The sequence below is a fragment of the Streptomyces sp. NBC_00316 genome, assembly GCF_036158715.1.
Lineage (GTDB): Bacteria > Actinomycetota > Actinomycetes > Streptomycetales > Streptomycetaceae > Streptomyces.
Map to the genome: position 1 here is coordinate 1,780,370 of NZ_CP108023.1, position 18,627 is coordinate 1,798,996.

The 18,627-nt window shown below is 71.7% G+C and carries 14 protein-coding genes; 2 read left to right on the forward strand and 12 right to left on the reverse strand.

The window, feature by feature from the left end:
• Positions 1 to 102 precede the first annotated feature (102 nt).
• The 11 genes from OG878_RS07795 to OG878_RS07845 all read right to left on the reverse strand — a co-directional run bounded on the left by OG878_RS07795 (position 103) and on the right by OG878_RS07845 (position 13,810).
• Entirely contained in the window at positions 103 to 621 is a 519-nt protein-coding gene (locus tag OG878_RS07795) for a methylated-DNA--[protein]-cysteine S-methyltransferase (protein WP_328886099.1), read from the reverse strand.
• Between the two features lie 12 nt (positions 622 to 633).
• On the reverse strand, positions 634 to 2,109 hold the full coding sequence (locus OG878_RS07800) for an AlkA N-terminal domain-containing protein (RefSeq protein ID WP_328886100.1): 1,476 nt from the start codon (positions 2,107 to 2,109) through the stop codon (positions 634 to 636).
• A gap of 49 nt (positions 2,110 to 2,158) precedes the next feature.
• A complete protein-coding gene (locus OG878_RS07805) occupies positions 2,159 to 2,695 on the reverse strand; it encodes an O-acetyl-ADP-ribose deacetylase (protein ID WP_328886101.1) in 537 nt (178 codons plus the stop codon).
• Positions 2,696 to 2,752: 57 nt separating this feature from the next.
• On the reverse strand, positions 2,753 to 4,090 hold the full coding sequence (locus tag OG878_RS07810) for an MFS transporter (RefSeq protein ID WP_328886102.1): 1,338 nt from the start codon (positions 4,088 to 4,090) through the stop codon (positions 2,753 to 2,755).
• Between the two features lie 120 nt (positions 4,091 to 4,210).
• Positions 4,211 to 6,529, reverse strand: a complete 2,319-nt coding sequence (locus OG878_RS07815; RefSeq protein WP_328886103.1) for a glycoside hydrolase family 3 protein — start codon at positions 6,527 to 6,529, stop codon at positions 4,211 to 4,213.
• Between the two features lie 381 nt (positions 6,530 to 6,910).
• Positions 6,911 to 7,591 (reverse strand): GntR family transcriptional regulator, encoded by a 681-nt coding sequence (locus OG878_RS07820; RefSeq protein WP_328886104.1) that lies wholly within the window; start codon positions 7,589 to 7,591, stop codon positions 6,911 to 6,913.
• Positions 7,592 to 7,682: 91 nt separating this feature from the next.
• Complete coding sequence (locus OG878_RS07825) at positions 7,683 to 8,615, reverse strand: NAD(P)-dependent oxidoreductase (protein WP_328886105.1); 933 nt, start codon at positions 8,613 to 8,615, stop codon at positions 7,683 to 7,685.
• Positions 8,616 to 8,790: 175 nt separating this feature from the next.
• On the reverse strand, positions 8,791 to 10,215 hold the full coding sequence (locus OG878_RS07830) for a GntT/GntP/DsdX family permease (protein WP_328886106.1): 1,425 nt from the start codon (positions 10,213 to 10,215) through the stop codon (positions 8,791 to 8,793).
• A gap of 76 nt (positions 10,216 to 10,291) precedes the next feature.
• A complete protein-coding gene (locus OG878_RS07835; RefSeq protein ID WP_328886107.1) occupies positions 10,292 to 10,804 on the reverse strand; it encodes a ribose-5-phosphate isomerase in 513 nt (170 codons plus the stop codon).
• A 66-nt stretch (positions 10,805 to 10,870) separates the two neighbouring features.
• On the reverse strand, positions 10,871 to 12,583 hold the full coding sequence (locus OG878_RS07840; protein ID WP_328886108.1) for a dihydroxyacetone kinase family protein: 1,713 nt from the start codon (positions 12,581 to 12,583) through the stop codon (positions 10,871 to 10,873).
• A gap of 291 nt (positions 12,584 to 12,874) precedes the next feature.
• Positions 12,875 to 13,810 carry a sugar phosphate isomerase/epimerase family protein gene (locus OG878_RS07845; protein ID WP_328886109.1) on the reverse strand — a complete coding sequence of 312 codons (936 nt, stop codon included), beginning with the start codon at positions 13,808 to 13,810 and terminating at the stop codon, positions 12,875 to 12,877.
• A 634-nt stretch (positions 13,811 to 14,444) separates the two neighbouring features.
• Here OG878_RS07845 and OG878_RS07850 point away from each other — a divergent pair.
• Positions 14,445 to 15,947 (forward strand): M4 family metallopeptidase, encoded by a 1,503-nt coding sequence (locus tag OG878_RS07850; RefSeq protein WP_328891168.1) that lies wholly within the window; start codon positions 14,445 to 14,447, stop codon positions 15,945 to 15,947.
• Between the two features lie 284 nt (positions 15,948 to 16,231).
• Here the strand turns inward: OG878_RS07850 and OG878_RS07855 are convergent, their stop codons facing one another.
• On the reverse strand, positions 16,232 to 17,647 hold the full coding sequence (locus OG878_RS07855) for a phytoene desaturase family protein (protein ID WP_328886110.1): 1,416 nt from the start codon (positions 17,645 to 17,647) through the stop codon (positions 16,232 to 16,234).
• An 86-nt stretch (positions 17,648 to 17,733) separates the two neighbouring features.
• Between OG878_RS07855 and OG878_RS07860 the strand changes: the two genes are divergently transcribed.
• On the forward strand, positions 17,734 to 18,564 hold the full coding sequence (locus tag OG878_RS07860; RefSeq protein ID WP_328886111.1) for a nucleotidyltransferase family protein: 831 nt from the start codon (positions 17,734 to 17,736) through the stop codon (positions 18,562 to 18,564).
• Positions 18,565 to 18,627: the final 63 nt, after the last annotated feature.

The following is an 18,627-nucleotide window of genomic DNA, read 5'->3' on the forward strand; positions in this document are numbered from 1 at the left end:
GCCAAAGCGTCCGAACACGCCCCGTACGAGGGCGCCTCTCCGCCCTGCGATGCACCACACCTCGAGGCCGCGCGCTGATCCACCGGGGATGGCGGACAGTCCTCAGAAGAGCGTCGGGGTGTCGTCCCCCATGCCGTTCTCGAAGGCCAGCAGCCGCTGCTTGCGGTCGAGACCGCCGCCGTACCCGGTGAGGCTGCCGGACGCTCCGATGACCCGGTGGCACGGGACGATGATCCCCACCGGGTTCTTGCCGTTGGCGAGGCCGACTGCGCGCGACGCGCCCGGCTTGCCCAGGTTCTCGGCGAGTTCTCCGTACGAGCGTGTCTCGCCGTACGGAATCTGCCGGAGCTGTTCCCACACACTGCGCTGGAACGGAGTCCCGTCCAGGTGCAGCGGCAGGTCGAACTCTCGCAGTGCGCCGCGGAAGTAGGCGTCCAGCTGCCGGACCGCCTCGGCGAACGGGCGCGGATCGGGCTCGCCGAAGGTCTCCTCGGGCGGGCGGTGCCGCTGCCCGGTCATGTAGAGCCCCGAGAGCACGCCGTCGGTGGCGACGAGGGTCAGTGGACCGTACGGACTGTCGACGACCGTGTGCTGCCTGGTCGCGGTGTGTGTCGAGGTCATGGGTGAACTCCCTCAGGCAGGAAGGTGGTTGATGGGATGGTCGTCGACGGTCCACAGATACTGGACGGCGTACGCCCGCCAGGGGCGCCAGGCCGCCGCGCGCGCGGTGAGCGCCGCGGGCGTCGACGGGAGGCCGAGTTCGGCCGCCGCCCTCCGGATGCCGAGGTCGGTGGGGAGAAAGGCGTCCGGGTCGCCGAGCGCCCGCATGGCGATGACCTCGACGGTCCATGGGCCGAAGCCGGGAAGTGCCGTCAGTTCGGCCCGGGCCTTCGCCCAGTCGGTGTCGGTGCCGAGCCGCAGCGAGCCGTCGGCGAGCGCGCCGACGAGTGTGGTGAGGGTGGTGCGGCGGCTGCGGGGCAGGGCGAGCCGCTCCGGGTCGAGACCGGCGAGCGCCTCGGGTACCGGGAAGAGGTGGGTGAGGCCGCCGCCCTCCGGATCGTCGACCGGGACGCCGTGCGCGGTGACCAGACGGGCCGCGTGGGTGCGGGCCGCAGCCGTGGAGACCTGCTGGCCCAGCACCGCCCGTACGGCGAACTCCGCCCCGTCGACCGTACGCGGCACCCGCCGGCCCGGCGCCTTGTCCACCAGCGGGGCGAGCAGTGGGTCGGCCCTCAGCCGGTCGTCCACGGCGACCGGGTCGGCGTCCAGGTCGAGCAGCCAGCGGCAGCGGCTGATGGCGAGGGTGAGGTCGCGCGGATCGGTGAGGAAGAGCCGGCACGCGATGTGGTCGGGGTGCTGGGTGAGGGCGACGATGCCGTGCCCGTGCGGGAGGGTGAGCGTGCGGCGGTAGGCGCCGTCGCGCCACTCCTCGACGCCGGGGACCGCTGTCGCGGCGAGATGGCCGAAGAGGTTGGAGGGATTGAGCGGGGACCGGTACGGCAGCCTGAGCGCGATCACGCCCGGCGTCGCCGGCGGCTTCGCGGACCGGGCGGCGCGGGTACGCAGCTCGCCGGGCGAGAGGGCGAAGACCTCACGGACGGTGTCGTTGAAGGTACGCACGGAGGAGAACCCGGCCGCGAACGCCACGTCGGCCATGGGGAGTCCGGTCGTCTCGATGAGCAGCCGGGCGGTCTGGGCCCGCTGGGCGCGGGCCAGGGCCAAGGGGCCGGCGCCCAGCTCGGCGAGGAGCTGGCGTTCGATCTGCCGGGCGGAGTAGCCGAGCCGGGCGGCCAGCCCCGGCACGCCCTCACGGTCGACGACGCCGTCCCCGATGAGCCGCATCGCGCGGGCGACCGAGTCGGCGCGGGCGTTCCACTCCGGGGAGCCGGGGCTGGTGTCCGGCCGACACCGCTTGCAGGCCCGGAAGCCGGCCTGCTGGCAGGCGGCGGCGCTCGGGTAGAAGGTCATGTTCTCGACCTTGGGCGGCACGACGGGGCAGCTCGGACGGCAGTAGATCCGGGTGGTCAGGACTGCCGTGAAGAACCAGCCGTCGAAGCGGGCGTCCTTGGACTGGACGGCCCGTACGCAGCGCTCGGTGTCGGTGTACATGCTTCAAGCATGGGCCACCGGACGGGCCGGGGCTGGCGAGAATCCGACATCAGCCTTGCGCTGCCAGGACCTCTTCGAACTCCACGTACGCGTGCGCGTCAAAGAGGACGAAGCGCACCTCCTCGACCGGAGCGGCAGCCTCCGCCAGCACCGTACGGACGGCGATGCGCGCCCCGTCGTCCATGGGCCAGCCGTAGATGCCGGTCGAGATGGCGGGAAAGGCCACGACACGCGCGCCCAGCTCGGCGGCCACCCGCAGAGACTCGCGGTAGCACGAGGCCAGCAGCGCGGACCGGTCCTCGGCGCTGCTCCAGACCGGTCCGACGGTGTGGATCACCCATCGGGCGTCGAGATTCCCGGCCGTGGTGGCGACGGCCTGCCCGGTCGGCAGCCCCTTTCCGTACCGGGAGGCGCGCAGCTCCCGGCACGCGGCGAGGATCTCCGGGCCGCCGCGGCGATGGATCGCGCCGTCCACCCCGCCGCCGCCGAGCAGGGAGGAGTTCGCCGCGTTGACGATGGCATCGACGGACTGCCCTGTGATGTCACCACGTACCAGGGTGACGGTGACGGCCTCACGTTTGCGCATGCGGCCATGATGCCGTGTTCCCGTCGCCCGGACGGCCCTTGACGCTCCACATGGCTGTCAGTGCACCTTGCGCACCGGCAGGATCGCCAGTGCGCCGCCGAGGCACACCAGCGAGGAAGTGATCAGCAGGATCGAGTAGTTGTGGCCGCCGCCGAGGGAGATGAGCAGCGCTCCGAGTGCGGGGGCGAAGATCTGCGGGGCCGACATCGCGATGTTGAAGATACCGAGGTCCTTGGAGGGGTTCTCCGGGTCCGGCAGCACGTCGATGACCAGGGCGAGGTCGACGCCGAGGTAGGTGCCGAAGCCCAGGCCCAGGACGATCTCCGCGCAGTAGAACAGGGCGATGGTGTCGGACTGGCTGAGGATCAGCATCCCGACACCGAACAGCACCGCGGCCGTGGCGATGAACGGCTTGCGGCGTCCCAAGCGGTCCGAGAGCCAGCCCGCGGCCTGCGCCGAGCCCATCACGCACAGTCCGTAGATGAGGACGCCGGTGGCGAGCGTCTCGGTCGCCTCGGCCGTGGTGAGCCGCATTTCGTGCTGGAGGTAGATGAGACGGAAGGTGGTGAACATCCAGTTGGCGAGGGTCAGCAGGAAGCGCGAGAGCCAGGCCCAGGCGAAGTCCGGGTGTTGCTTGGGGCTGACCCAGTACGTGCGCAGAACGGCCTTGAACCCCTCCCGCGGAGGCTTCTGCTCCAGCGGCTTGTCCGGCAGGACCAGGACGTAGCCGATCACCAGGAGGATGCCGATGACGCTGGGGACCAGGAAGAGCAGCAGCATCTGGTCGGTGAAGGACCTGGCGATCCAGGTGCCCGCGGTGGGTGCCAGGTTCTGCATGATGCCGAGCAGCCCGCTGATCTTGCCGCGCTTGTGCTCGGGGACGTTGTCGGCGACGGTCGCGACGAAGGCGGCCAGTGCCGCGTTGGCGGATGCGGAGGCGATGACGAAGCCGATGGTGATGGTGGCGACACCGCTCGCCGTCGCGATGATCACCAGTCCGAGGAGCAGGCCCAGCATGCCCAGGACGAGCCATGGCCTGCGGCGGCCGAAACGGCTGGTGGTGCGGTCGCTGAGGCGCCCGAAGAACGGGTTGGCCAGCATCGCCGCCACCGAGCCCGTCGTGGTGATGATGCCGAGCGAGGTGACCTGGTCGCCCTCGGGGACGATCGACTGCACCTTGAGTTGCAGGCTGACCAGGATGGGCGTCAACAGGGCCAGGAACAGGCCGAGTTGACCTGCCGCCATGCCGACGACCAGTCGGGGCCGGGGGTCCGGCACGGCCTGTGCGGTGGCGGCGGACTCGCCGGCCGGGGGCGCGCCGGTGGCGCTGCGGAGGGTGTCCGTGGTCACGGTGAGGGCTGCTTCCTTGTGAGCGGGCAGGACGTGCGCAGCCATGCGGAGGCACGGCGCGAGGCGGGGCTCGACCGTCGCCGGCTGCGGCAGGAGGCTCTCGGCGGGGAGCCACGCCCGGCCCGTGGGGCCGGGCGTGGGTTCCCGGAAAGCCGTGAGGGCTGGTCAGGAGTGGGTGAGGTGGCGGTCCGCGCCCACCCGGCGCTGCGGCCCGGTGAGTTCGATGTCGGCGCTCAGCCGGATGTCACCGCTGGAGGAGCCGAGCATGAGGCGGATGGTGCCGGGTTCGACGATGCGCCGTCCGTCGCCCGAGGCGTCCTTGGTGTACGAGGTCTGGTCGGCGTGCACCCTGAAGGACACCCGAGCCTGCTCACCGGGCTCGAGGCCGACGGTGTCGAAGGCCACCAACTGCTGGGTGGGGCGGGCGACCTGCGCGACGGGGTCGTCGTAGTACAGCTGGACGGTCTCCCGGCCCGCGCGCTCGCCGGTGTTGCGCACAACGCAGGAGACCTCGATGAACCCGTCGGTGGGGACGCGCCCGTCATGGGCGACACGCAGGTCCTCGTAGCCGAACGAGGTGTACGAGATGCCGTGCCCGAAGGGGTACAGGGGCGTGTTGTCGAGGACGCTGATGCCGTCGCTGAAGCGGCCGAGGGGCGGGTTGAGGTAGGTGCCCGGACTGCTTCCCGGAGTGGCCGGGATCTGTACGGGCAGCTTGCCGCTCGGGGTGACCCGGCCCGACAGTACGCCGGCCAGTGCGGGGCCTCCCTCCTCGCCGGGCATGAACGTCTGCACGACGGCCGCACAGCGCTCGGCGAGACCTCCGAGCGCGTAGGGGCGGCCGGAGACGACGAGCAGGACGACCGGGACGCCGGTGGCGAGCACTTCCTCGAGCAACTGCGTCTGCACGCCCGGCAGATCGAGATCGGGTGCGTCGCATCCCTCCCCCGAGGTGCCGTTGCCGAACATTCCGGAGCGGTCACCGACGACGACCAGAGCCAGATCGGCCGAGGCGGCGGCGCGGGCGGCGGCGGGCAGACCGGAGCGGTCGTCGCCGCTCACCGCACAGCCCTGCTCGTAGGTGAAGGTGACGTCCGGCAGCTCGGCGGTGAGCGCCTCGCGCAGGCTGGGCAGAGCCAGTCCCGCCGGGTGGCCGGGATACTTGGGCAGCACATGGTTGGGGAAGGAGTAGCAGCCCAGGAAGGTGCCGGAGTCGTCGGCGCCCGGGCCGATCAGGGCGATGACGGGAGTGCGGGCGCCTTCCAGGGGCAGGGCGGCGCCCTCGTTCGCGAGCAGGACGACGGAGCGTTCGGCGACGGTGCGGGCGAGCGCGCGGTTCGCCGGGGAGTCCAGGTCGACCGGGGTGCCGACGCCGGCGTCCGCCTCCGGGGTGTAGCCGGCGTCCAGAAGGCCGAGCCGGAGCTTGTGGCGCAGGACGCGTTCGACGGCACGGTCCAGGAGCTCGGGCGCGACCTGCCCTGCGTCGAGCTGCTGGGCGAGAGGGCCGCCGTAGCAACGGGTATTGGGCAGTTCGATGTCCATGCCGGCGCTCAACGCGAGGCGGGCCGCGTCGGCCTCGGTGGCGGCGACGCGGTGCATGGTCTGCAGGAACGCGATCGACCCGTAGTCGGAGACGACCGTGCCGGTGAAGCCCCACTGCTCGCGCAGCACGGTCGTCAGGAGGTGCTCGTCGGCGCAGGCAGGGACACCGTCCTGGTCGGTATAGGTGTTCATCACCGAGCCCACGGCGCCTTCGCGCACGGCCATCTCGAACGGAGGCAGGATCACATCGGCCATCTCGCGGGGGCCGATGGAGACGGGCGCGTGGTTGCGGGCCCCCCTCGATGCGGCGTGCCCCGCGAAGTGCTTGAGGGTGGCGATGACGCCGTGGGACTGCACGCCGCGCACATAGGCGGTGCCGATGAGCCCGGTCAGATAGGGGTCCTCGCCGAGGGTCTCCTCGACACGGCCCCAGCGGTAGTCACGTACGACGTCCAGGACCGGGGCGAGCCCCTGGTGGACGCCCACGGACGCCATGTCGCGGCCGATCGCGGCGCCCATCTCCTCGATCAGTCCGGTGTCGAAGGTCGCGGCCCAGGCCAGGGGCGTGGGGTAGACGGTGGCGCCGAGGGCGGCGAATCCGGTGAGGCACTCCTCGTGGGCGATGGCGGGGATGCCCAGCCGGGTGGTGTCGGTCAGAAGCCTTTGCAGGCGTACGAGTTCGGCGCGGCCCTCCTCGGGAGTGAGGGGGCGGGTGCCGTAGGGGCGGGTGAGGTGGCCGATACCGTGAGCGAGGGCCGTGGACTCGCCGGCACGGGCGGCGAGGGCCTCCTCGATCGGGGCGACCCGGGCGTCTCCGCTGCCGACATTGGCCTTGGCCCAGTAGCTGCCGAGCTGGGCCAGCTTCTCGGCCTGCGTCATCTCGGCCATGAGGGCCTTGACCCGCTCGTCGTCGCCGAGCGACGTGTCGTTCCAGTGGTTCATGGGGCTCCTGCTCGCGGCCTGCACACCTGGCCTGTACACCTGCGGCGCCGTGGGGAGGGCCGGGTCGGCGCCAGATAAGTTCACGCCATTGACAAAAAGGTGCGTGCAGCATGCACAGGTATAAAGAGCCAGGTCAAGAGGGTCCGTGCACTTTTCTCGACTAAATGGAATTGATCATTCCGGGCATGCCGATGAGCGGCTGAACCCCTTCCGGGGGCAGAATCCAGCCGCTTCGGGCGTCAGGAACCCGGCCGTTCGGGCCCCGGAGGACCCGGCTGCTCCGACTGCGGGGAACCAGCCCTTCCAGACTCCGGAAGGGGGAGGGACGCAGCCGTGGGAAGCACGGCCGTACGGAGGGACGCAGCCGTGGGACCCCGGCGGTCAGTGACCGAACGACCGGTGCGCCACGCCCTCCAGATGCGCGCGCATCGCCGACTCGCAGGCATCCGCATCCGCTGTCTCGAACGCGCTCAGCACCGCGGCGTGTTCGGCCAGCGCCTCCTGCGTGTCGGTGACACGGCCGCCGGTGAAACGGCGGAAGCGCTGGATGTGGGCGCCCAGCGGGTCGATCGCCGCGGAGAGGAAGCGGTTGCCGGCGGCACGGGCGATGGTGGCGTGGAAGGCGGAGTCGGCCTGGAGGTAGGCGCGGAAGTCGTCCGCCGCGCGCTGTGCCGCCGCCGCTTCCATCAGCCGGTGGCTCTCCGCCAGTGCGTGTGCCGTGCCCGCCGCGTCCCGCTCGCATGCCTGGCGGGCGCTGTACGGCTCGATGAGCAGCCGGGCACCCATCAGTTCACGGAACCCGCCGTCGTCCAGAAGCGGGGCGACCGTGTAGCCGCGGTGCGGGACGCGTACGACCAGGCCGGTGTTCTCCAGCTTGGCGAGCGCCTCGCGCAGCGGCGTCGGCGAGACGCCCCAGTCCTTGGCGATGGTGTCGATGCGCAGGGGCGTGCCCGGCGCCAGGCCCTCGTCGAGGATCAGAGCGAGCAGCGCGTCGTACGCCTCGTCCATGAGGACGGTCCGGCCAAGCCCGGCCGGGCGCACCTGCCTGCCGACTGGTCCCATCGTTGATTCTCCCTGTGACGTGCCGGATACTCCCGGCGGACCAGCTTTCAGCCTAGTCGGAGCGGCTGCTCCTCCCCTTCACGGGGCGTGGTCAGTGCGCGGTGCGCGGAGAGAGCAGTGTGATCAGCGCCGAGTCGTCCTCGGCGGCCAGTCCCTGGCTGATGGCGAGCTGGTAGAGCTGGTCGGCCGCTGCGGCCACGGAGGTGGCGACGCCGGCCTTCTTGGCGAGGGACACCACGATGTTCATGTCCTTGCGGATGATGTCCAGGCGGGAGCGCAGCTCGGGCCCGCCGGTGCCGTCCTCCTTCACGTCGTACTGCTGGACCATGCGCGGACCGCGGTCGGCCAGCATGAAGGACGCGGCGGCGCCCTGACCCAGGACGTCGACGGCGCGGTCAAGGTCGATGCCGAGAGCGCGGGCGAGCGCGAGGGACTCGGCGGCGGCCGCGGTGTGGATGCCGCACAGGAGCTGGTTGACGGTCTTCATGATCTGGCCGTCGCCGACGCGGGGACCGACGATGTGCAGCGTGGAGGCGAGCCGGTCGAGGACCGGCCGGGCGGCGGCGAGGGCCGCGTCGTCCGCACCGACCATGATCAGCAGTTCACCGGTGCCGGCGCGCACGGCGCCACCGCTGACGGGCGCGTCGACGAGCCGTACGCCCTGCGCGGCGAGGCGCGCCGCGACGGCCTGGACGCCGTCGACGCCGACGGTCGAGGTGACCACGACGACCGCGCCCTCGCGCAGCGACTCGGCGGCGCCGTGCTCGACGATCCCGCCGCCGAACAGGCAGGACTCCAGCTGTTCCTGGTCGCGTACGGCGATGACGACCACATCGGCGCCCTGCGCGGCCTCGGCCGGAGTGGCTGCGGGCGTGGCGCCGGCCTGCGCGGCGAGGGTGCGGCGCTCCTCGAAGACGTCGAAGGCCCGGACCGGGAAGGTACCGGCGAGGCGGGTGGCCATGGGCAGGCCCATGGCGCCCAGGCCGAGCACGGCGGTGGTGGAGGCGGAGTTCTCAGCGGACATCGGATGCTTCTTCCTTGCGGGATGCGGTCGTGCGGGGCCGCGTGGACAGATTCTCTTACGGGTCCGCGGGTGGGCGGTCCGGTCCCGGTTCCCGTACGGGCTCTCGTACGGGAACCGGCGGCCCGCCGGCATCGCGGACGGCGCAGCTGTGACGGACGTCGGACGGGGACCGGCGTCAGACGAAGACCGCGTACATGAGCAGGGACATGGCCAGGCCCATCACGGCGACGATGGTCGAGAGGACCGACCAGGTCCTGATGTTCTGGGAGACGCTCATCCCGAAGTACTCCTTCGCCAGCCAGAAGCCGGCGTCGTTGACGTGCGAGAAGAAGAGCGATCCCGCACCCACGGCGAGCGCGATCAGGGAGGCCTCCACCGGCGGGGTGCCCGCCACCATCGGAGCCATGATGCCCGCCGCGGCGGTGGTGGCGACGGTGGCCGAGCCGGTGGCCAGCCGGATCAGGACGGCGAGCAGCCAGCCGAGGACGAGCAGCGGCATGTGCGCCTCCGCGGCGAACTTGCCGATCGCGTCGGCGACTCCGGTGTCCACGATGAGCTGTTTGAAGCCGCCGCCGGCGCCGACGACGAGGAGGATGCCGGCGACGGCGGGCAGGCCCGCGGACACCGTCGTACGGACCTCGGCGCGGTTGCGGCCGAGCCGGAAACCGAAGACGACCATGGCGACGAGCACGGCGATGAACATCGCGACGAGCGGCGTACCGAGGAAGTCCAGCAGGTGGTTGTACCAGGCGTCACCGGGGAAGGCGATGTCGGCGACCGACTTGGCGAGCATCAGCACGACGGGCAGGGCGACGGCGCCGACGGAGACTGCGAAGCTCGGCAGGCGTCGGTCCGCGCCGCCGTCCCGCGCCCGGTCCGCCTCCTTGACGAGGGAGGCGACGAGCTCGGCCGGGGCCTCGCTGCGCACATGGCGCGCGATGAACTTCCCGTAGAGCGGGCCCGCGATGATGACGGTGGGTATCGCCGCGAGCAGGCCCAGGCCGAGCGTGGTGCCGACGTCGGCGTTGAGCGCGCTGACGGCGACCAGCGGGCCGGGGTGCGGCGGCACGAAGGCATGCATGGTGCCCAGGCCTGCGAGGGCGGGCACGGCGAGCAGCACCAGCGGCGTGTTCGTCCGCTTGGCCATGACCACGATGATCGGAACCAGCAGGACGAGGCCGACCTCGAAGAACATCGGCAGTCCGATGACCGCGGCGATCAGCGCCATCGACCACGGCAGCAGCCGGGGTCCGGACCGCGAGCCGATGGTCTCGACGATCCGGTCGACACCTCCCGAGTCGGCGAGGAGCTTGCCGAGGATCGCCCCGAGCGCGATCAGCGCTCCGGTCGAACCGAGCGTGGAGCCCATGCCGGCGCTGAACGAGTCGACGACCTTGGACAGTTCGGTGCCCGAGCCGATGCCGAGGACGACGGAACCGGCGATGAGGGCAACGAACGGATGGAAGTCCAGGATCGCGATCAGCGAGATGATCACGCCGATGGCGAGGGCGACCATGACGATGAGCCGGGTGTCGTGCCCGGTCCAGGGCGAGGTCGCCGCGGCCAGGACGTCGGCCCGGGGCAGGACGAGCGGAGACATGCGGGTGCATCCTTACGTCGTTGTAAGTCGTGGCAGGGGGTGTTTCACGACGGGGCAGGCCGCGTCGAGAAGGGCGTCAGCAGGCGACGGGCTCGTCCTCGGGACCGGCGGCCCCCACCGTGTCGTAGGCGTCGAGGACCGCCACCTTCTCGCCCGAGGGCGAGGACGCGTCGAAGCGGTAGCCGAGCCACTCGCGCACCAGCCGGCGGGCGAGTTCGAGGCCGATGACGCGCTGGCCCATGGTGAGGACCTGGGCGTTGTTGCTGAGCACCGCGCGCTCGACGGAGAAGCTGTCGTGAGCGGTGACGGCACGGATGCCCCGCACCTTGTTGGCGCTGATCGCGACGCCGAGTCCGGTGCCGCACAGCAGCAGGGCCCGGTCGGCCTCCCCGTCGGCGACCACGCGGGCGGCAGCCACGCCGATGTGCGGGTAGGCGGTGTGCTCGCCCGCGGCCACGCCGACATCGGTGACGGACGCGACGCGCGGGTCGGCCTCCAGGTCGGCCTTGAGCGCTTCCTTGTACGCGTATCCGGCGTCGTCGCAGCCGATGACGATGCGGAGCGGAGCGGGGTGCTGGTTCTGCGTCATGTCGGGTTTCCCGTGGAGTGGTGGGGATCGTCGGGGTCGTTCAGGCCGTGTACGTCACGGCCGCTGTCAGGCGTTGCCGAGCAGCGCCGCGACGGTGCGGGCGCACAGGGCCAGGGAGAGGGCTCCGGCGTCGGGGGTGCCGACGCTGCGTTCGGCCAGCGGCCGGGCGCGGCCCAGGCGCGGGGTGAGTCCGGCGGTGGCGTCGGCTGCCTCGGTGGCCGCGTCGGCGGCCTTCGCGAAGGCCGAGAGAGGGTCCTCGCCCCGTGCCACCCCCGCCGTGAAGGTGTCGACGAGTGGGGTGAGTGCGTCGACGAGGGTCTTGTCGCCGGGCCTGGCACCGCCGAGCGAGGTGACGGCGTCGAGAGCGGCGCGGGCACCCGAGGCGGCGCGGACGCCGCCCGCCCGGCCCGTGTCGCCGAGCTCCTGGGCCAGGGCGCGCAGGGCGACTCCCCACAGGACACCGGAGGTGCCGCCGGCTTCGTCGGCCCAGGCGTCGGCGGCAGCGCTGAGCAGCGAACGGGCGCCCGCCTTGCGTGAGTCGGCCTCCTCGGCAGCCCGTACGGCCGCGTCGACGCCCTTGGTCATGCCGCGCCCGTGGTCGCCGTCACCGGCGACCGCGTCGATCCGGCCGAGTTCCACGGCGGCGTCGTGCAGCGCGGTGCGCAGCGCGTGCAGGGCGGCCAGGGTTGTGGCAGCGGCGGTACGCGAGGCGGCGTCCCCCTCGGTGACCGGGGCCCCGGCTATCGCGTCGGGCAGGTCGCGCGGCCGGTCCGAGGCCTTCGGCAGCGGCAGGCGGCTGAAGCCGGGGGCGTCGGCAGAGGCACACCACCGGCGCTCCAGGTCCTCGTCGAGCCACATCAGGGTGAGGGAGCAGGCGGCCATGTCGAGGCTGGTGACGAGTTCGCCGACCTCGGGCCGCACCACGGTGAGTCCGGCCTCGGCCAGGGCGTCGCCGACATGCCCCCACAGCAGGAACAGTTCCTCGTACTTGGTGGCGCCCAGACCGTTGAGGATCGCGGCGACGCGGGGGCCCGCCCCTTCCGGGCGCTCGGCGAGGAGCCGCTCCACGAGGGTCCGGGCGATCGTCGGGGCATCGGCCATGTCGGCGTCACGCACGCCGGGTTCGCCGTGGATCCCGAGGCCGATGGCCATCTTGCCCTCGGGAACCGTGAACAGCGGAGTGTCGGCGCCGGGCATGGTGCAGCCGTCGAAGGCGATGCCGAAGGAGTACGTACGGTCGTTGGCGTGGCGGGCGGCGGCTTCGACGCCGTCGAGGTCGAGGCCCTCCTCGGCGGCTGCGCCGGCGACCTTGAAGACGGTGAAGTCGCCCGCGATGCCTCGGCGTTCGTGGCGCCGCTCGGCGGGGGCGCTGGCCACGTCGTCGGTGACCAGGACGGTGCGGGTATCGATGCCGGCATCGCGCAGGCGGGCCTGGGCCATGCCGAAGTTCATGCGGTCGCCCGCGTAGTTGCCGAAGGAGAAGAGGACGCCCGCGCCGGTGTCGGCGGCCCGCGCCACGGACTCCGCCTGGCGGGCGGAGGGCGAGGTGAAGATGTTGCCGACCACGGCGCCCGCCGCGAGCCCCTCACCCACCAGTCCGCTGAATGCGGGGTAGTGGCCCGAGCCTCCGCCGACGACGACGGCCACGCGGCCGGCGCCCTGCGGCCGGGTGCGGACGACACCGCCGGGCACCACGGTGACGTGCTCCGGATAGGCCGCGGCGAAGCCTCGCAGCTGGTCCTCGCTGAAGCGGTCGGGGTCGTCGAAGAGCCGGGTCATGGCGGGTGAGCTCCTTGTCGGAGAGGTACTGGCGGGTGCGGGTGCGGGATTGCGTCGTCGCACCGAGGGGCGGCCTGTCGGGTACGGGCCGTACGGCGCGGGCACGCCACGCGGAGGGGCCCGGCCGGGTCCGGGCGGCGGCGGCCGGCCCGGGCCCGGCTCATGCGGGCAGGGACGGGCCGGCCGGGGCCTGCGCGTCGGGCAGGCCCCGCCACCCTGGTGCGTGGCGCGTGGTGGCCGCGCGTCACGACGCCGTGTCCCCCCGTGGGCCGGGGCTGCGCGGAGTGCCGCTCAGGCCTCGGTGCGGCGCGGCAGGATGCGCCTGAGGTAGTCGCGGTTGGAGGCGGCCACGCTCAGGCCGTCGCCGCCGTAGTGCTCGACGCAGAACGCGCCGGTGTAGCCGTGCGCAAGGGCGATCCTGACGGCCTGGCGGTAACTGACGAAGCCGGACTCCATGGGAGCCGGGGAGGTCAGAACGGTCCCCGTGGCGGGGTCCTCGACACGGTAGTAGCTCTTCACGTGCCAGTAGTTGGCGTGCGGCAGCGTCTTGGTGACCATCGACTCCCAGGACTCGATGGGGCGCTGCATCCGGATGAGGTTGCCGAGGTCCGGATTCAGGCCGACGTTGTCACGGCCGATGTCGGTGAGCAGGGCGACGGAGGAGTCCGCGGTGCCGAGGTAGGTGTCCTCGTACATCTCCAGGGACAGCTCGACGCCCACCGAGGCTGCGTGGTCGGCGAGTTCGCGCAGGCGGGTGACGGCCTTGTCCCAGGTCTCGCGATCGCCGACCGGGTCCTTGGGGCCCGGCACCGTCCAGAACCAGAGCACGGCCTGCTGCTCGGGGGTGAGCGGCCGGTGCAGGCCGACCGAGACGAGCGGGACGCCGAGAGCAGCGGCCGCGTCGATGGTGCGGTGCGAGTAGGCGAGGTTGGCGTCGCCGTCGACGGGGTCGATGACGCTGCGGCGGATCGCGGAGATGGCCGGTGCGCTCAGACCGACCTTGGAGAGCGTGTCCCGCAGTTCCTCGAGGCGGGCGGGGGCGAGGTCGCCGGGGCGCAGCCAGCCGTCCGTGAGGTCGACTTCGGTGAACCCGGCGTCCACGACGTCCTGCAGGCTCGCGGCCCACTGCTCGGCGCTCTGCTCCTGAGTGGAGACGCCGTCGGGCCCGGCATTCGGGAACTGCAGGAGGGCGGCGGCGATCGGCCAGGTTTCTGCGGTGTGAGTCATCATCGGCTCCCTTTCTCTATTTCATATAGGATCTAGAATCCTGGAGCCTGTCAATGTGGTCCATCTCACGCACGATCAGGCAGCGGACCCGGACGGGAAGGTGAGCGGCCTCTGCTTCACCCGGGTCAGGGCGTGCAGCCGATCGGTCGAGTCGAACCGCCTGCGCCTGCGCCGAGTCAAGCGGCCGGAGGGCACCGTCACCATCGCCGGACACCGCGCCGCCGTCGGCCCCGAAGCCCTCGGCCGCGGGCAGGAGTCCCTTCCTCACGCGCGTCCGCGCGCTCCACGGCGTCCCGTCCCGGGACTTCGCCATCGGCACCTGCGGGCCCCCGAGCCGCGACCTGGATCCCGAGCGACTCGAACAGGCCGAGATCGAGTTACAGGACCACCTACCGCGACCGGGCGATGCAGCGGTCCCGAAACAGTCGTGGGCAACCACCGCCCGGACCGCGCATATCGGACACCGCCCACCCGCTTACGGACAAGATCCGGTCAAATCCCTGACGTGGACCTGCCACCCCGTCCCTGCGGGGTGCCACTCTCACCGCACACCCCTCACGGAGCTCATGGACCGAGTGAAGGAGAACGAGTGAGAACCACTCTGCGTGCCGCCGCCCTTGCCGCATCCGCCGCCATGGTCGTCATCGGCGTACAGGCAGGATCCGCCGACGCGGCCCCGGACCACCAGGCCGAGGCCACCGCACTGCCGCTCAGCGCATCCCAGCGGGTCACTGCGATCCAGGAGGCCCAGGCCGGGGCCGCCGGGACCGCCGCGAAGATCAAGCTCGGCGGCAAGGAGAAGCTCGTCGTCCGCGATGTGACCAAGGATGCCGACGGAACGGTCCACACCCGCTACGAACGCACCTATGACGGTCTGCCCGTCCTCGGCGGCGACCTGGTCACCCACACCAGGAAGGACGGCGCCCTCAAGGGGATGTCCAAGGCCACGTCCGCCACCATCGCCGTGCCGTCGACGACCGGAGCGGCCGAACTCGCGGCCGGTGCCCGGAAGGTGATCTGGGCCGCCACCGGCAAGCCGGCGCTGGCGTACGAGAACGTGGTGAAGGGCGTCCAGGACGACGGGACGCCGAGCGAGCGCCACGTCATCACGGACGCCACCACAGGCAAGGAGCTCTACTCGTACGAGGCCATCGACACCGGGTCCGGCACCAGCCAGTACAGCGGGACGGTGTCCCTCGGCACCACCGCCTCGGGATCCTCCTACAACCTCATCGACGGCGGTCGCGGCGGGCACACCACGTACGACCTGAACGGCGGCACCAACGGCACCGGGACGCTCTTCACGGACGCCGATGACGTCTGGGGCAACGGCTCGGTGACCAACCGTCAGACCGCTGCCGTCGACGCCCACTACGGCGCTGCGGTGACCTGGGACTTCTACAAGAACATACTGGGCCGCAACGGCATCGCCGGCGACGGCAAAGCCGCGTACTCCCGCGTCCACTACGGCAACGCGTACGTCAACGCCTTCTGGTCGGACAGCTGCTTCTGCATGACGTACGGAGACGGCTCGGGCAACGTCAAGCCGCTCACCTCGCTGGATGTCGCCGGACACGAAATGAGCCACGGTCTCACCGCCTCCACCGCGGGCCTCAAGTACAGCCGCGAGTCGGGCGGTCTCAACGAGGCGACCAGCGACATGTTCGGCACCGCTGTCGAGTTCTACGCCGCCAACAGCAGCGACGCCGGCGACTACCTCATCGGCGAGAAGATCGACATCAACGGCAACGGCACCCCGTTGCGCTACATGGACAAGCCGAGCAAGGACGGGGCCTCGGCCGACTCCTGGTCCAAGAATGTGGGCCGCCTCGACGTCCACTACTCGTCCGGGCCGGCCAACCACTTCTTCTACCTGCTGTCCGAGGGCAGCGGCGCGAAGACCATCAACGGGGTCTCGTACAACTCGCCGACCTCCAACGGCTCCACGGTCACCGGGATCGGGCGCGACAAGGCCGTCCAGATCTGGTACAGGGCGCTCACCACCTATATGACCTCGTCCACCAACTACGTCGCGGCACGGGTCGCGACGCTGCAGGCGGCGACCGACCTCTACGGTGCGGGAAGTACGGAGTACGCAACCGTCGCCGCCGCCTGGTCCGCAATCAACGTCAACTAAGGGCTGTCGCGTCATCCCTGGTGGATCAGCGCGCGACGTCGGATGTGGTGCAACGCAAGGCGGAGGAGCGTCCTCATACCGGGCGTATTCGGGCGTTCCGACGACGCAGCGAGGTGCCGCAGCTGTCGTCGTGCGCCCGCCGGGGATGACGGGACAGCCCTTGAGGGGGGAACAGGGCTCGCTGCACCGTTCCCGATGCTGCGGAGCACCCTCGTGCCGCGTACTTCCTCCCGGACCACCCCCGGGGGGAGTACGCGGCACTCGGCCCCGGGCAGCCCTGCGGCTCAGGCCGCCCGCAGCCGCCGCCAGACCGCCTTCGCGGCATGGTGACCGGACATCCCGTGCACCCCGGGCCCGGGAGGCGTGGCCGACGAGCACAGGAACACCGCCGGGTGCGCCGTCGCGTACGGCACCCGGGCGAGCTTGGGCCGGATCACCGTCTGGAGGCCGGCGAACGCACCGCAGGCGATGTCGCCACCCACGTAATTGGCGTTGCGCACGGCGAGTTGGGGCGGACCCGCGACGGCACGCGCCAGTACCAGATCGCGGAAGCCGGGCGCGAACCGCTCCAGCTGCCGCTCGATGACCTCGGTGGCATCGCCCTCCCAGCCCGCCGGGACGTGCCCGTACGCCCAGAAGACATGACGGCCCTCGGGTGCACGGGACGGGTCGACGAGGCTGGGCTGCGCGGTGATCAGGAACGGCACGCTCGGGTCGCGTCCCGCAACAGCGGCCCGGAGCGCACCGTCGATCTCACCGGCCGTGGGGCCGACATGAACGGTGCCCGCCTTCCGGGCCTCCTTCGCGGTCCAGGGGACGGGGCCCGACAGCGCGTAGTCGATCTTGAAGCAGGCGGCGCCGTAGCGGTAGTCGCGATAGGCACGGCCGAGTCCGGCGATCCGCGCAAGGGCGGTCGGCGAGGTGTCGAAGATGTAGGCGCGCGCGGGCGGCAGCTCGTCGAGACGCTTGACCTCCGTTCCGGTACGGATCGTGCCGCCCAGTTCGCGTACGTACGACGCAAGGGCGTCGGAGATGGACTGCGAGCCGCCGCGCGGCACCGGCCAGCCGTTCTCGTGCGCGGCGAGCGCGAAGAGCAGTGCGATGCCACCGGTGGCGATTCCGCTGGTGGGAGCTATGGCGTGAGCAGCGAGCCCGGCGAACAGGCCGCGCGCCTTCGCGCCCCGGAAGCGCCGGGAGAGAAGCGTGGCGGGCTGGATCGCGTCCAGCCCGAACCGCACCCATCGGTACGGATCGCGCGGCAGCCCGTCCCACGGGGTCCGCAGGAAGTCCTCGGCGAGCGTGTTCCAGTGGCCGAGGTAGGGGGCGAGCAGTCTGCGGTATGCCCCCGCGTCCTGCGGCCCGAGCGACATGGCGGTCTCCCCCACCGAACCGGTGAGCACCGCGGCCGAGCCGTCCGGGAAGGGGTGGGCGAGCGACAGCTCGGGCTGGAGCCACTCCAGGCCGTACCGGGCGAGCGGCATCCCGTTGAACGCGGGTGAGCCTACGGCCAGCGGGTGCACGGCGGAACACGGGTCGTGGCGGAAGCCGGGGAGGGTGAGCTCCTCGGTGCGGGCACCGCCCCCGACGGTCTCCTCCGCCTCGAACACCTCCACCGAGAAGCCACGGCGGGCCAGTTCGGCAGCGGCGGTCAGTCCGTTGGGTCCCGCCCCCACGACGACGGCATCGAGCATCGACGGCACCTGCGGACTCCTCTGTCAGCCGACGGCCAAGGGCTCAAGGATATTCCGCTGCTCCGACGACCGGGCCGCGGGTAACGTCGCGGCCGATGAACACAGACTTTGCGGTCGTACCAGAAATCCACGACATGGCGGTGCAGCTGGCCGCAGTGCCCGGCATCCGGGCCGTCGTCCTCGGCGGCAGCCGCGCGCGTGGCGCCCATCGGCCGGACTCCGACTGGGACCTCGGCGTCTACTACCGCGGTGCTCCCGACCTGGCCGCGCTCACCGCGCTCGCGTCGGACGCGCAGGGCTCCCCGGTGGAGGTGGCGGGTCCCGGCGGCTGGGGGCCCTGGGCCAACGGTGGTGCGTGGCTACGGGTGAAGGACACGCCGGTGGACTGGATCCTGCGCGACCTGGACCGGGTCGAGCGGGTCTGGTCCGACTGCCGCGCGGGCCGTTTCGAGGTGGGCATCCAGCCCGGCCATCCGCTGGGATTCTGGTCCCCCTGCTATCCGGGCGAGGTCGCGCTCGGCCACGTACTGACCGATCCGTACCGCGAAGTGACGCACCTTCAAAAAGAGACGCGCAGCTACCCGGAGCCGCTGCGCGCAGCACTCGCCGACGCCGCCTGGGAGGCGGACTTCTCGGTGGCCGCGGCACGCAAGTCGGCCCCTTCCGGCGACACCCTGCATGTCGCACTGTGCCTGTCGAAGGCGTTCGGGATCCTCGCCCAGTCCCTCCACGCCCACCACCGCACCTGGTGCCTGAACGAGAAGGGCGCGCTGGCGGCGGCCGCGCAGCTGCCGGAGACTCCGGCGGACTTCGCCGAGCGGGTGGGTGAGGCGCTGCGGGTGCTGGACGTGGCGGCGGTGGAAACGGCGGCGACCGTCGTGCGGGATGTGCGGGCCGTGCTCGGGCAAGGGGCAGCACGCCGGTGAAGCCGTGCTCCGGTGAAGGCGCCGCCCCATCGGGGGCTCCGGAGCCGGATTAGGATCCCGGCC